Source organism: Pseudomonas weihenstephanensis, assembly GCF_016812185.1.
Lineage (GTDB): Bacteria > Pseudomonadota > Gammaproteobacteria > Pseudomonadales > Pseudomonadaceae > Aquipseudomonas > Aquipseudomonas weihenstephanensis.
This window is the reverse complement of sequence record NZ_JAAEBV010000005.1, coordinates 1-14524: the sequence shown is the minus strand read 5'-3', so window position 1 is coordinate 14524 and position 14524 is coordinate 1. Positions and strand designations below refer to the sequence as shown.

Sequence of the window (14524 nt, the reverse complement as noted above, 5' to 3'; positions counted from 1 at the left end):
TAATTAGTGCTTGGCGATTTCGCTGGGCGTTGGATGCTTGGGTTTTAGCAAGCTGAAATCGATCAACGCTTTTTGCGGTCGAGAGTAGGGGTCGCCAATCAACTGAGGTCGGGCGACGAATTGATCACTCACCACGCTCTTTTTGTCGTCCAGCTCATTGGCCGTGAGCCCGGCCAAATCGGTCCAGGTGTGGATGAACTGTGAGCTGCTGTAGGGGCGGCTCAAGTCGCTGGCAAAATTCCAGGCATGTGTTTCACGCCATTTTGGCGAGGCCCATACCATGAACGGGATGGTGTACATCGGCGCTGTCGGTTTGGCTTCATTGCGGCCCAGTGTGTCATGACCCACTGAGTCAAAGACGTCTTCGCCATGGTCTGACAGGTACAGCAAGAAACCATTAGGGTCGGTCTTGGCGAAGTCTTTGATCAGGCTCGACACCACAAAATCGTTGTACAGCACGGCATTGTCGTAGCTGTTGTAGGTCGGCACCTGATCGTCGCTCAAGCCGCTTGGCACGCCGGTACGGTCGGTGAACGTGTCGAACGTAGGCGGGTAGCGGTACTGGTAGCTCATGTGCGTACCGAGCAGGTGAATCACGATCAACTTGCGCGGTGCACTGTCGGCCAGGATCTTGGAGAACGGCGCCAGCACGTCGCCATCGTATTGGCGGGCGTTCTGGTTACGGTTGTTGTTGAGGTAGACCTGTTCGTCGGCTTGTTCGGAGAACGTGGTGAGCATGGTGTTGCGCTTGGTCATGGTCTGTTGATTGGTCACCCAGAAGGTTTTATACCCCGCCTGTTTCATCACGCTCACCAGCGAAGGCGTACTCAGGTAGAGGTCCGGGTTCTCTTCGTCAGCAAAGGTCAGCACTTGTTGCAGCGCTTCGATGGTGTAGGGGCGCGGGGTCACCACGTTGTCGAAAATGGCCAGTTGGTCGCGTAATTTGTCGAGATTGGGTGTCGTCTCGCGTTGATAACCATAGAGGCTCATGCGCTGGCGGTTGGTTGATTCACCGATGACGAGCACCAATGTGGTCGGTTTGCCGGCTTCATTGTCTTTGAGGTGCGTCAGTGGCGGGATCTTGCTGGCGCTGGCGAGCATGCCTTGCATGTTGTCCAGTTGCTCCAGGTAGCGGCGATAAGCCACCACCATCTGCCACGGCACCGCCGGCTCCACGCGGCTTTCGAAGCTTTCCATCGCTGCGGCCATGGTGTCGTGCTTGAGGGTTTGTTTGATCAGCGGGTATCCGATGACGGCCACCAGGATGCCGACGGCTGCGGCCCATGCCTGAACGCGGGGCAAGTACACCGGTCGCAGGCGGCTCCACAGGAATACGGCAATGGCGGTGTGGGCCAAAAAGGCCAGCACCATCCACCAGGCAAAATATTGGGTCAGGTATTCGCCCGCTTCGGAGATGTTCGACTCGAACATGATGAAGATGACGCTCTGGGAAAACTCCTGCTGATAGATGAAGAAGTAGCCGAGGCTGGCCATGGAACAAGCCCACAACACTACGCCGATAATCGCTGCCAATGCGCGGGTGCGGGCGGGGAAGAGCAGCATCGGCGCCAACCAGATGGCGCTCATCACAAAGGCTTGTCGAAACCCGGAGAAGCCCGAGGTGCCTGTGAGCTGGATCAGTAACTGCGTGATGCCGGAAAAGTACCAGAAAAACAGGAACAGCCAACCCAGACCTGCCCAATCGAAACCTTTTGCAGAGGTGTTACTGCGTTTGAACATCCCCATACCGCGCTCCAGCTGATAACCACTTGGATGGTTGGCACTGCAATGCGCGGCCAACGCGTCAGTGCTGCTTCAAGGCTGAGCAGCAACAAAGTGTTTAAGTATCAACAAGGGTATGTGAAAACTTTGTTGCGGGGGGGAGCGGCGAGCCAGGCTCGCCGTGGCGGGCCTGTGTCAGGCGATGCGCGGGGTGTTGTGGGAAACAGAAAGCGGGGATTGAACGAGGGCCAACTGTTGACGCAACTGTTCGACCTGTTGCAGCAACTGTGCGTGTTCGTCCTTGAGTTGACGCAACTCATCACGACGGATCGTGACATAGAGGGTTTGTGCAGGGCGCGCGGACAGTACTGTGTTCATGGTTCACCTCGTAGCGGACATCGTTCAATCGAGTACCCGAACGGCCCGCTGCGGGTCGTGGGTCACTGCCGGGGCCGATTGTGATTTCTTTTGCCTGCCAAGTGAACTTTTATATTTTTTGCGGTCTGCGTGCCTTCATCCGTCGCCAGAACGTATTGAATAGGGAATCTGACACCCTGCTTGTGCGAAACTATGCGCCATGCGCTAGGACTAATCCTCAGCGAGGCACTTGAAGCATCGCTGCACTAGAGTGTTGTAACCCTTTTTTATTTTGTCGTTTGGAGCATCAGTACATGCAGTTGGGAATTATTGGATTGGGCCGTATGGGCGGTAACATCGCGCGGCGTCTGATGCTCAATGGGCATACCACCGTGGTGTTTGACCGCAATACCGACTTCGTCAGCGCGCTGCAAAAGGACGGCGCCACGGGCGTTTCCGACCTTAAAGCGCTGGTCGACGGCCTGTCCAAACCTCGTGCGGTGTGGGTGATGCTGCCTTCCGGTGCACCGACCGAAGACACCATTGAAATCTTGAGCCAACTGCTCGACGGCGATGACATCATCATCGACGGGGGTAACACCTTCTATAAAGACGACATCCGTCGCGCCAAGTCGCTGTCGGAAAAAGGCATTCGTTATGTCGATGTCGGCACCTCGGGTGGGGTGTGGGGGCTGGAACGCGGCTACTGCATGATGATCGGTGGTGACACTGAGGTGGTTAAGCACCTGGACCCGCTGTTCGCTACATTGGCGCCAGGCATGGGCGATATCCCGCGCACCAAAGACCGTACTTCTGACGATGATCGCGCCGAGCGTGGCTACATTCACGCCGGTCCTGCCGGTTCTGGGCACTTCGTGAAAATGGTGCACAACGGCATTGAGTACGGGTTGATGCAAGCCTACGCCGAAGGCTTCAACGTGATGAAGATGAAGGCTTCTGAAAACCTGCCTGAAGACCAGCGCTTTGACCTCAACCTGGGTGATATTGCCGAAGTGTGGCGTCGCGGCAGCGTGGTGTCCTCCTGGTTGCTCGATCTGACAGCCGATGCACTGGCAACCGACGAACAGCTGGACGGTTACTCGGGCGCGGTGGCGGACAGCGGCGAAGGTCGCTGGACGATTGAAGCGGCCATGGAGCAGTCGACGCCGGTGCCGGTATTGTCGAGCGCCTTGTTTGCCCGTTACAGCTCGCGCCAACAAAGCCTGTATGGCGACAAAATGTTGTCGGCCATGCGCTTTGGTTTCGGCGGCCACGTGGAGACAGCTAAGAAATGACCGACCTGTCCAGCAAATCCACCGCCAAACCAGCACCGCCCACCACGCTGTTTCTGTTTGGTGCCCACGGTGATCTGGTCAAGCGCTTGCTGATGCCCGCGCTTTATAACTTGAGCCGTGACGGTTTGCTGGACGATGGCTTGCGTATTGTGGGGGTTGACCACAATGCGATCAGCGATGAGGGTTTTGCCAAGAAGCTGGAGGACTTCATTCGCACCGAAGCCGCCGGCAAAGTGGATCATCCTGAGGGTCATGGCTTAAACGCCGAGTTGTGGGCCTCGCTGGCCAAAAACATCAGTTACGTGCAAGGCGACTTTCTGGAGGACAGCACCTATGCGGCGCTGGAACAGAAAATCATCGCCAGTGGCACGGGCAATGCGGTGTTTTACCTGGCCACTGCGCCGCGCTTTTTCAGCGAAGTGGTGCAGCGTCTGGGGGCCAGCGGGCTGCTCAATGAAACCCCGGAAGCTTTTCGCCGGGTGGTGATTGAAAAACCTTTTGGCTCTGACCTGCAAACAGCCCAGGCGTTGAACGCTTGCCTGTTGAGTGTCATGAGCGAAAAGCAGATCTACCGGATTGACCACTATCTGGGCAAAGAAACCGTCCAGAACATTTTGGTCAGCCGCTTTTCCAATGGGCTTTTTGAAGCTTTCTGGAACAATCATTACATTGACCATGTGCAAATCACTGCGGCCGAAACCGTGGGGGTAGAGACACGTGGCAGTTTTTACGAACACACTGGCGCATTGCGCGACATGTTGCCCAATCACTTATTCCAGCTATTGGCGATGGTGGCGATGGAGCCGCCCGCCGCTTTCGGCGCGGATGCCGTGCGCGGGGAGAAGGCCAAAGTGATCGGTGCCATTCGCCCTTGGTCAGTTGAAGATGCACGCAAAAACTCGGTGCGGGGGCAATACACCCAAGGCGAGTCGGGTGGCAAGACGGTACCGGGTTACCGCGAAGAGAACAACGTGGCGCCCGACAGCACGACCGAAACCTATGTTGCACTCAAGGTGATGATCGACAACTGGCGTTGGGTGGGTGTGCCGTTCTATTTGCGCACCGGCAAACGCATGAGTGCGCGTGATACCGAAATTGCCATCTGCTTCAAACCTGCGCCGTATGCGCAGTTCCGTGACACGGACGTTGAGCGTTTGCAGCCCAACTACCTGCGTATTCAGATCCAGCCCAATGAAGGCATGTGGTTTGACTTGCAGGCCAAACGTCCGGGACCGGGCCTGAAAATGGCCAATATCGAATTGGGTTTTGCGTACAAGGATTTCTTCGAAATGCAGCCTTCCACGGGCTATGAAACCTTGATTTATGACTGCCTGACCGGCGATCAAACGCTGTTTCAGCGAGCGGACAATATTGAAAACGGCTGGCGAGGTGTTCAGCCTTTTCTCGATGCCTGGCGTGAGCATGCTGAGGTTCAATCCTACAAGGCGGGCGAAGATGGCCCTGAAGCGGCCAAAAACCTGCTGGCTCGCGATGGCCGTGTATGGCTGAACATAGGATGAGCAACGTGAAGCACGAGTCGATTCAATTGGTGCTGTGTGACATGGATGGCACCTTGTTGTTGCCTGATCACAGCATCAGTGCGGCAACTGTCAGAGCGGTCAAACAGTTGCAAGACGCAGGCGTCCATTTCACCCTCGCCACGGGCCGACCGCCGCGAGCGATGCGTGAGCAGATCGCGCAGTTGGGTATTAAATTGCCGACTGCTGCATTCAATGGCGGGGTGCTGGTTGACGCGCAGGGCCAATACTTGCTGTCACATCATGTGCCGATTGCGGCCGTGCGGCACACGCTGGATTTGCTGTCTGACTATCCGGTAGACGTTTGGGTATTTGCCAGTGATCAGTGGTATTTGAAAAGCACCGAGGGCCCGATGGTTGCTCATGAGCAAAGCGCATTGGGTTACGCGCCGGTGGTGGTTGACAGTTTTGAGCCTCATCTGCACCGGGTCGACAAAATCGTGGGCGCCAGTCGCGACGCTGAATTGTTGATCGAACTTGAACAACAACTGCATGGCTTGCTTGAAGGCGAGGCACTGGCCAGCCGCTCGCAGGCCTTTTATCTGGACGTCACAGCGCTCAAGGCGAACAAAGGTGAAGCCTTGGTCGCGCTGGCGCACATGCTGAATGTGCCACTGGCATGCACTATGGCCCTTGGCGATGGCGGTAATGACCCGGCGATGTTTGCCAAGGCAGGGCTCTCGGTTGCTATGGGGCAGGCCGATGAGTCGATTCGCAAGCAGGCCGACCACGTGACTGGCAGTAATGTTGAAGACGGTGTAGCGCAAGCGATTGAGCGTTTTATTCTGACCATTGGGCCTCAATAGCAGGTCATTTTGTCCGGTTTTTGGCGTTATCGCGGCCTGCTTCGTGCCTGTTCAGCTTGTTATAGTCCTCGGCTTATTCGACCGGCAACGGCACCCTCCAAAGGATTCAGGTTATGTCCGAGTACCAGGCTTTTAAGGTTGACTTAGCGGGCAGCATTGCCCATGTGCAGATCAATCGGCCGGAAAAAGTCAATGCGATGAATGCCGCGTTCTGGACGGAAATCATCGAGATTTTCCAATGGATTGATGAAACCGACGCCGTGCGCGTGGTGGTAATCAGTGGCGCGGGTAAGCATTTTTCGGCGGGCATCGACCTGATGTTATTGGCCTCGGTCGCCAATGAGATGGGCAAGGATGTGGGGCGCAATGCGCGCCTTCTGCGGCGTAAAATTCTGCAAATGCAAGCCTCGTTCACGGCTGTCGATCAATGTCGCAAGCCAGTATTGGCCGCCATTCAAGGCTATTGCCTGGGCGGTGCGATTGACCTGATCGCTGCGTGCGACATGCGTTACGCCGCTGAGGACGCACAATTTTCGATCAAGGAAATTGACATGGGCATGGCGGCGGACGTAGGCACCTTGCAGCGCCTGCCACGCATCATTGGTGATGGCATGCTGCGCGAAATGGCCTACACCGGGCGTATGGTGGATGCCGAAGAGGCGCGTGCCATTGGGTTGGTTAACCGCGTCTATTCTGATCACGCGGCGTTGCTCGATGGTGTGATGCGTATCGCCGAGGACATCGCGGGCAAGTCGCCGATTGCCATTGGCGGTACCAAACAAATGATTGGTTACATGCGCGATCACCGCGTGGACGACGGCCTGGAGTATGTCGCCACCTGGAACGCTGCGATGCTGCAATCCACGGACATGCGCGTGGCCATGACGGCGCACATGACCAAGCAAAAGCCAGAATTCCTCGACTGACGCCTGCGCGGCGTCTGCGTTTAACCCTGACAAGGACCTTGTATGACACCGCGTTGGACCACGGCAGTACTGGACACAAATCTTTCGGGCGGTTGGGCTGTAGCACGTAGCCCGGAAGGTTTTCTGGTGGACGATAATGGCCCGCTGTTCGCGCGTGAATGGCTCAAGTCACAAGATTTACCCGTCCTGGCAGAGCACGGCATTGGTCATTTGGATGGCGAGCCGGTGTATCTGCTGGAACTTGAGAGTTCGGTCGAGCTTGAGCGTTGTCATTGGCAGGGCTTGCGCACGTTCATGCTGGAAGGTGATCACACGCTCTATAAAGTGTTGGGGTATGCCGCGCAAATTGGCACTTGGGCGCGTGAGCATCGTTTTTGCGGCAATTGCGGGCAGGCGATGACGCAGGTGCCCAGAGAGCGTGCCATGCACTGCGCGCTTTGCGAGTTACGCAGTTATCCGCGAATTTCTCCGAGCATGATTGTGTTGATCACTCGGGGCGATGAGGTTTTGCTGGCGCGTTCGCCGCGTTTTGTGCCCGGCGTTTACAGTACCTTGGCGGGGTTTGCCGAGCCGGGTGAGTCTGCCGAAGACTGCTTGATCCGCGAGGTGCGTGAAGAGGTGCAGCTTGAAGTGAAGATCATTGAGTACGTGGGCAGTCAGTGCTGGCCGTTTCCTCATTCAATGATGCTCGGTTTTCATGCGCAATATGCCAGCGGCGATATCGTGCCGCAGGCCGATGAGATCGAAGATGCGCAGTGGTTCAATGTGCATGATTTGCCACCCTTGCCGGCTTCGCGCTCCATTGCGCGTTATCTCATCGACCTGTATGTGGCTCGCCGCTTAGGCTTGCCCGAACCAGTGCTGCCAGGCTAGGCGCACGGTCAGTCCAAGTACCACGGTAATGAACACGGGGCGAATGAACTTGGCCCCGCCGCTGATCGCACTGCGGGCGCCAAAGAAGGCGCCGACCATCACGGCAAAGCCCATGGTCAAGCCGATGACCCAGTCCACATGGCCCGAGAAGATAAACACCGACAGCGCTGCAATGTTGCTGACGAAGTTCATGCTGCGCGCCACGCCGCTGGCCTTCACCAGGTCGATGGGGTACAGCAGCATGCTGCTGACGGTCCAGAAGGCGCCCGTACCCGGCCCGGCGACGCCGTCGTAAAACCCCAGGCTGAAACCTTGAGGTAACTGCCATTTCTTTTTGATCGGAGCATCGTTGTCGATCGGGGTTTTGGGTGTGCCGCCAAATAACAGATACACGCCGCACGCAAATACGATCACCGGCAGCATTTTGTTCAGCCATTCGGCAGGCATGTAGTGGGCCACGATGGCGCCAATCAATGCGCCTGCCAAGGTGCCGAATATGGCCAGTTTCCATTCGCGTGGATGGAACAGCTTTCGCCGATAAAAAGTGAAGCTGGCAGTGGCTGCGCCAAAGGTCGAACTGAGTTTGTTGGTGCCCAGCACCAGGTGTGGCGGCAAGCCCGCCGTGAGCAATGCAGGGGTGGTGAGCAGGCCGCCACCGCCAGCAATGGCGTCGATGAAACCGGCAACAAAGGCAACGGCAGCCAGAATGGCGAGGGTGGTCAAATCTACGCTGAGTTCAAAAGGCATGGGATCGACTTAATTCGGCGGGACGTACAGCGCAGGTGCGCCACAAGGGCGTCATCTTACCCATAACCCGGTAGGGCGGCGACAAGCACTTTACGGCTGTGCAACGTATGCCTCATTCGATATTTGAGATGTTGGGGTGTGACGCAGGTTGATTCAAAATCCTGCTGGCGGGTACTGGCCCGGCAAGTAGCGCGGATTACAGCGTATAGAGCGCTGAGGGTCGGATACGATCTTCAGCAGTTGTCACAGAGCAACTGCTGAAGATTTCAGACGGCGGTGCCGGTTTCGAGGCGACGGGTAGTCACTGTCAGTGCGCCCAGCTTGATCAGGCGCGTACGGGTGACATTGCGACTCAGGCCTAACAGTTTTGCAGTGTGCACCTGGTTGTGATGACAGAACTCATAAGCGGCGCGGAGCAAGGCATCTTCAACCGTTTCATGCAGCCCATTATTGTGTTCTTCGAACAGGGTGCGAAAGGCGCGTTGCAGTAAATCGTTGGCTGTGTCTTGAGGGGCATGCGCGGTGGTTGTTTTGCGCGTTGCGCGGGGTTGTGGCAAACGCAGGTCCTCGACTGTGATGGTTTGATTGCGGCACAGTAGCAAGCTGTGGTGGATGACGTTTTCCAGTTCGCGGATGTTGCCTGGCCACGGGTGGTGCTTAAGGGTGTTTTCTGCGCACCCGCTGAGGGCGGTTGGGCCATGGGGTAATCGTTGTCGATAGGTGTGCAGGAAATGTCGCGCCAACGGCAGAATGTCCCCCACACGCTCGCGCAAGGGGCGCAGTGCAAGGCTGACGACGTTCAGGCGGTAGTACAGATCTTCACGAAAATGTCCCGCTTCAATGGCGTGTTCCAGATTGACATTGGTGGCCGCCAGGACGCGCACGTTGATGGGCGTACTTTTACGTGAGCCAAGGCGCACTACCTCTTGCTCCTGGAGTACGCGCAACAGTTTCACCTGGATGGGCAGCGGCAGATCGCCGATTTCGTCCAGAAATAACGTCCCGCCATCCGCTTCTTCAAACCAGCCGGCTTTTGCGCTGAGCGCACCGGTAAACGCGCCTTTTTCATGGCCAAACAACTCGGACTCTACTAAGGACTCGGAAAACGCGCCGCAATTAACCGCGATAAAGGGTTGTTGATGGCGAGCGCTGAGTTGATGGATATGGCGTGCGACTAACTCCTTACCGGTCCCCGTTTCACCCATGATCAACACGCTGGCATTACTGGGTGCAATTTGCTGGAGGTGGGCCAATAGCGCCTTGGACGTGGGGTCTTCGAACACCTGAGCAGTGGCTCGGATGGAAGTCGCCAGGGAGGGGGTCGCAGGTAACGTCAAAAGCTGCATTGTCAGCTCCTTCTAACGAGGGCTCTGCCCACAAAAGGTAAGCCGAAGGCGACTTTATAAGGGGGTTTTTATATTCCGTAAACTAACCTAATTCCATATTTATATATCCTTATTGCATATAAGACTTGCGCTTCCCCGTGTTTCTGGCGCTTTATAAGGCCATAGTCGCTCAGTGCATAAATTTGGGAAGGCTCCTACGGCCTTTCCTATTGGCACCTCTTTTTTCACTGGGCTCGATAGGGTAGTTTGAGCGATCCCTTTCAGCGTGGCCTTAATCTTCTGCTATCACGCATTGCCTGATGCCGGAACTTGTTTTGTGGGTTTGCACGATGGACAAACGACCTCTTTATTTCGATTACGCTGCCACCACACCTGTGGATCCTCGTGTCATTCAGGTGATGGTTGATTGCCTGGGGTTTGAGGGTAATTTTGGTAACCCGGCCTCCGGCTCACACGCTTACGGTCAGCAGGCCCGCTCTGCTGTTGAGTTGGCCAGGGAGCAAGTGGCGCAACTTATAAATGCCAAGGCAGAACATATTGTCTGGACCTCAGGTGCCACCGAGTCCAACAACCTGGCACTTAAAGGTGTCGCCCTTGGGAGTGGTCAATCACGCGGGCACATCATTACCAGCCAGATCGAGCACAAGGCAGTTCTGGATACGGCGCGTTTTTTGCAGCAGTCAGGCTTTGAAGTCACGTATCTGGCTCCCGATGCAGATGGCCTTATCAGTGCCGATAAAGTCCGGTCTGCACTCCGTGCAGACACGCTGCTGGTGTCGTTGATGCTGGTAAACAATGAGTTGGGCACCGTTAATGACATACCTGCCATTGGCCAATATGTGCGTGAACACGGTGCGCTGTTCCATGTGGATGCTGCTCAAGGGGCGGGGAAACTCGCTATCGATGTCGCTCAGTGGGCAGTCGATTTAATGTCCTTTTCAGGTCATAAAATTTACGGTCCCAAGGGGATTGGCGCGTTGTATGTCGGGCCAAGGGCGCAAGACCGGTTGCAGGCCCAGATGCATGGCGGCGGGCATGAGTTCGGTCTGCGCTCAGGCACGTTGGCGACTCACCAGATTGCGGGCATGGGGCATGCGTTTGCTGTGGCGAAACAGTCTTTGAGTGATGAGCTGGCCCATGTATCAAGTTTGCGTGAGCGCCTGTTGGGCCATCTGGCGGGCATTGCCGGGCTGCAATGTAATGGCAGTCAGAAAAGCCGGGTACCTCATACCTTAAGTCTTACGTTCAGTGAGGGGCACTTCAGCAGCGCAGCGTTGAGTGCAGCCGTCGCCTATTCCGCGACCTCAGCCTGTAATTCGGCCAGTAATGCGCCGTCCCATGTGCTGCTGGCATTAGGTCTGGATGCTGAAAAGGCGCGCAGAACCATCCGTTTAAGTTTCGGACGTTTTACGTCGAATCAGGATGTTGATGCATTGGCCAAAGCGATACAGGTCGCCACAACGGTACCGGCTCCTTTTTGGGCGGTTGCTCAACCTTAGACGCTGATACAACATGAGCGAATCATAATAATGACCCGTGACCAGCAGGAGAAAGGATGAGTACTCAGTCGTTGAATCAGGGGGGAGTGGTACAGCGTTTGGCGCGTGCCCGAGCGGTGATGAGCCAGAACGGTATATATGCGTTGCTGGTGCCGTCAGCCGACCCCCATCTATCGGAGTACTTGCCGGAGTATTGGCAGGGGCGGCAATGGTTGTCAGGTTTTCACGGGTCCGTCGGCACCTTGATTATTACGCCGACGTTTGCAGGTGTGTGGGCTGATAGCCGTTATTGGGAGCAGGCGTCCAAAGAGCTGGCTGGCAGCACTATTGAGCTGGTCAAGCTGGTGCCGGGTCAGCCAGGGCCGCTGGAGTGGTTGGCGGAGCAGACCCCTAAGGGCGAGACCGTATCCGTTGACGGCGCTGTCTTTGCGCTGGCATCCGCCCGAACATTGGAAAGTCGGCTTAAAGAGCGCGGTGCGTTTTTACGCACGGATATCGACCTGCTGAACCTGGTTTGGGAGGGGCGTCCATCCTTGCCCGTCAAGCCTTTGTACGAGCACTTGGCGCCTCAGGCAACGGTTGGCCGGGTTGAAAAGCTGGCTCAACTGCGCGAAACACTCACGCAGCGCAAAGCCAATGCGCATTTCATTGCCACTCTCGACGATATCGCATGGTTATTTAATCTGCGGGGAGCGGATGTACCCTTCAACCCGGTTTTCGTTTCATTTGCGTTGATTCAAGAGAGGCAAGCGACGTTGTTCGTGGACCTGACGAAAGTCAGTTCTGAGCTGCGGGACTCTTTATTGAAGGAGGGTGTGACACTTCGTGATTACAACGAAATCGCGTCGGCGTTGCTCGCGCTACCTGAGTCGACCCGTTTGCTGGTGGATCCTGCACGTGTAACGTGCGGGCTGCTCGGCAATCTTAAAGCGGGCGTAAAGCTGATTGAAGGTTTGAATCCGACCACGTTGGCTAAATCACAAAAGAGCCTTGATGACGCTTTTTATATCCGTCAGGCGATGGAGCAGGACGGTGCTGCGCTTTGTGAGTTCTTTGCCTGGCTGGAATCCGCTTGGGGGCGTGAACGTATTACCGAACTGACCATCGATGAGCGCCTAACGGCTGCGCGAGCTAGCCGCCCCGATTTTGTTTCGCTGAGTTTCAATACCATCGCAGCTTTCAATGCGAATGGGGCAATGCCTCATTACCATGCCACCGAGCAGGCGCATGCGCTGATTGAGGGCGATGGCCTCTTGCTGGTTGACTCCGGTGGACAGTATTTGGGGGGGACAACTGACATCACGCGCATGGTGCCGGTGGGTAAGGTCAGCGATGAGCAAAAGCGGGATTGCACGCGCGTGCTTAAAGGTGTGATTGCTCTCTCTAAAGCTCATTTCCCTCGAGGCATTTTGTCTCCATTGCTGGACTCGATTGCTCGGGCACCACTCTGGGCTGACGGGGTCGATTACGGGCACGGAACGGGGCATGGCGTGGGTTACTTTCTAAATGTGCACGAAGGGCCGCAGGTCATTGCTTATCAGGCCGCCCCCGCGCCGCAGACAGCTATGCAGCCAGGGATGATTACTTCGATTGAGCCTGGCACCTATAAGCCTGGCCGCTGGGGAGTCCGGATTGAAAACCTGGTACTTAACAGGGAGGCGGGGAGTTCGGAGTTCGGAACATTCTTGAAGTTTGAAACGCTGACGATGTGTCCTATTGATACACGCTGTCTGGAGCCATCGTTACTCACACGCGACGAGGTTGAGTGGCTGGATGCTTATCATGCAGAGGTGCGTGAGCGTCTTGGTCCGTTGCTTGACGGGTATGCACTCGAATGGCTGAAAGCACGAACTGAACCTGTTGGCGCAACAGGGTAGGGAGAGGGGGCCACGCAGTCGACTTGAGCGGTTGCGTGGCTGAGAGTGTCGACAATGATTATTTACAGAGGACGATCATGCTACGGCTCGTGTAGCCGGCAGGGTTCAAACCAAATGGGTAATCCCCGGGCTCTTCGGCAGAATCACCTGACTTGGCGATCGTGCGATACCCTTTGTCCCCGCAGGACCTTGCTGCTTCTGCATAACATTTGTCCCACGACGAAGACAGTCCGGAGCAGTTGATGTGTAAACCTCGTTTACCATGTTTTACAGAGGTTTCAGAGGTTGCTGCGCAGCCTGCTAAAGCCAGTGCTGCTAAAGCTATCAAAAAGCGTTTCATTCCTGTCCTTAAGCGTTAGCGTCGGATTTGCGGGATGTGGGTACCAAACTGCCGTTGGCTGTGGCTATTTATAGATATCCCTATCCGGAATTGCCCCCCCCCCTGTGACTTTCACCGGGAGTAAACATCTCCTAAATGAGAGTCAATTACTAGAGCTTGTATCAATTGTGATGCTAGTCGGCCTTGGCTGAAGGCGTTATATGGCCGCGCATTGTTAATGTAGCGCCCACTGAAGCCATGATGATGCACAAGATGGCCATCCATTGTGCAAGCGACAGCACCTCATTGAGGAACAGCAACCCCGAAAGGGCGCCAAAGGCCGGTTCGATGCTCATGAGCGTACCGAACGTACGGGTTGGCATGCGAGTGAGAGCAATCATCTCCAGCGTGTAGGGCAGGGCGGTAGATAACACGGCAACGCCAATGGCTAGCGGGATCAGGCTGGGGGTTAGGAGTGTTGCGCCGGCATGAACAATGCCAATAGGTGCAATGAACAACGCAGCAATCATTACGCCTAGGGCGGCGGTCTGGACGCCGTTGTCCGCGCCTGCTTTCTGTCCGAATAGAATGTACAGCGCCCAACAAACGCCGGCACCAAGAGCATATCCTGCGCCCACCAAATCAATCCCTTCGCTGCTGCCCCCGGTAGGGATAAGTAGCAATAGTCCGGTGATGGCCAGGCCGATCCAGACAAAGTCGATTGCTCTTCGCGACGCGTAAATGGCAACTGCTAGAGGGCCGGTGAATTCAAGCGCGACCGCAATTCCTAGTGGAACGCTGCGCAGTGACATATAGAAGAGAAAATTCATCCCTCCCAACGCAATGCCGTAAATGACCACGGTGCGTAGGGACTTTGCGGACAGCTTGGCCCTCCAGGGGCGCAATATAAGCAGCATGATCACGCTGGCAAATATGAGGCGCAGCGTGGTTGTCCCTTGGGCGCCCACAATGGGAAACATACTCTTGGCGAGGGACGCACCGGATTGTATGGATGCCATTGCAATAAGAAGTAACCCGACAGGGAATAGAGTCGTAGCAAGGCTAGAAGATTGCTTTGTCATTTCTGAGTGAGCCTGGGTGCGTAGAGAGGGCGGTAGCCGAGTATCATGCTGAACTACCAATGGGTGTGCAATATAGTGCGCAGACTCTATGGGGTCGATGCGTTAAAACGTACGTATTTCGTCCTGACTATTACTAG

The 14524-nt window shown here is 55.9% G+C and carries 13 protein-coding genes; 7 read left to right on the top strand and 6 right to left on the bottom strand.

The annotated features are described in order from the left end of the window. Nucleotides 1–3: 3 nt before the first annotated feature. Together GYN01_RS16170 and GYN01_RS16165 are read right to left on the bottom strand one after the other, a co-directional pair. On the bottom strand, nt 4–1746 hold the full coding sequence (locus tag GYN01_RS16170; RefSeq protein WP_048363661.1) for a phosphoethanolamine transferase CptA: 1743 nt from the start codon (nt 1744–1746) through the stop codon (nt 4–6). Nucleotides 1747–1917: 171 nt separating this feature from the next. Continuing rightward, nucleotides 1918–2100, bottom strand: coding sequence for a DUF6026 family protein (locus GYN01_RS16165; RefSeq protein WP_048363662.1), 183 nt, complete (start codon nt 2098–2100; stop codon nt 1918–1920). A 293-nt stretch (nt 2101–2393) separates the two neighbouring features. Between GYN01_RS16165 and gnd the strand changes: the two genes are divergently transcribed. The 5 genes from gnd (at nt 2394) to nudC (ending at nt 7517) form a co-directional block, all read left to right on the top strand. Next, nucleotides 2394–3374 (top strand): phosphogluconate dehydrogenase (NAD(+)-dependent, decarboxylating), encoded by a 981-nt coding sequence (gene gnd, locus GYN01_RS16160; protein WP_048399665.1) that lies wholly within the window; start codon nt 2394–2396, stop codon nt 3372–3374. Then, nucleotides 3371–4894: a glucose-6-phosphate dehydrogenase gene (gene zwf / locus GYN01_RS16155; RefSeq protein WP_048363664.1), complete on the top strand. Its 1524-nt coding sequence runs from the start codon at nt 3371–3373 to the stop codon at nt 4892–4894. The genes gnd and zwf overlap by 4 nt, the downstream gene beginning before the upstream one ends. Beyond that, nucleotides 4891–5718, top strand: coding sequence for an HAD family hydrolase (locus GYN01_RS16150; RefSeq protein ID WP_203307451.1), 828 nt, complete (start codon nt 4891–4893; stop codon nt 5716–5718). Before zwf ends, GYN01_RS16150 begins: the two co-directional genes overlap by 4 nt. Nucleotides 5719–5831: 113 nt before the next feature. After that, on the top strand, nt 5832–6644 hold the full coding sequence (locus GYN01_RS16145; RefSeq protein ID WP_203307450.1) for a crotonase/enoyl-CoA hydratase family protein: 813 nt from the start codon (nt 5832–5834) through the stop codon (nt 6642–6644). Nucleotides 6645–6686: 42 nt separating this feature from the next. Then, the gene (gene nudC, locus GYN01_RS16140) at nt 6687–7517 is read left to right on the top strand and encodes an NAD(+) diphosphatase (RefSeq protein ID WP_203307449.1); all 831 of its coding nucleotides are present in this window, start codon (nt 6687–6689) and stop codon (nt 7515–7517) included. On the opposite strand, the gene GYN01_RS16135 is transcribed toward nudC, so the two are convergent. After that, the gene (locus GYN01_RS16135) at nt 7485–8264 is read right to left on the bottom strand and encodes a TSUP family transporter (RefSeq protein WP_048399658.1); all 780 of its coding nucleotides are present in this window, start codon (nt 8262–8264) and stop codon (nt 7485–7487) included. The two genes, nudC and GYN01_RS16135, sit on opposite strands and share 33 nt — an antisense overlap. Before the next feature lie 266 nt (nt 8265–8530). Beyond that, nucleotides 8531–9610, bottom strand: coding sequence for a sigma-54 interaction domain-containing protein (locus tag GYN01_RS16130; protein WP_048399656.1), 1080 nt, complete (start codon nt 9608–9610; stop codon nt 8531–8533). Between the two features lie 329 nt (nt 9611–9939). On the opposite strand from GYN01_RS16130, the gene GYN01_RS16125 reads away from it, so the two are divergent. Both GYN01_RS16125 and GYN01_RS16120 read left to right on the top strand, forming a co-directional pair. Further along, nucleotides 9940–11109 (top strand): aminotransferase class V-fold PLP-dependent enzyme, encoded by a 1170-nt coding sequence (locus tag GYN01_RS16125; protein ID WP_048363670.1) that lies wholly within the window; start codon nt 9940–9942, stop codon nt 11107–11109. A 56-nt stretch (nt 11110–11165) separates the two neighbouring features. Then, nucleotides 11166–12986 (top strand): aminopeptidase P family protein, encoded by a 1821-nt coding sequence (locus GYN01_RS16120; protein ID WP_048363671.1) that lies wholly within the window; start codon nt 11166–11168, stop codon nt 12984–12986. Between the two features lie 58 nt (nt 12987–13044). Here GYN01_RS16120 and GYN01_RS16115 read toward each other — a convergent pair whose 3' ends face one another. Together GYN01_RS16115 and rhtA are read right to left on the bottom strand one after the other, a co-directional pair. Then, nucleotides 13045–13326: a hypothetical protein gene (locus GYN01_RS16115; protein ID WP_082149332.1), complete on the bottom strand. Its 282-nt coding sequence runs from the start codon at nt 13324–13326 to the stop codon at nt 13045–13047. A gap of 173 nt (nt 13327–13499) precedes the next feature. Continuing rightward, the gene (gene rhtA, locus GYN01_RS16110; protein ID WP_048363672.1) at nt 13500–14387 is read right to left on the bottom strand and encodes a threonine/homoserine exporter RhtA; all 888 of its coding nucleotides are present in this window, start codon (nt 14385–14387) and stop codon (nt 13500–13502) included. Nucleotides 14388–14524: the final 137 nt, after the last annotated feature.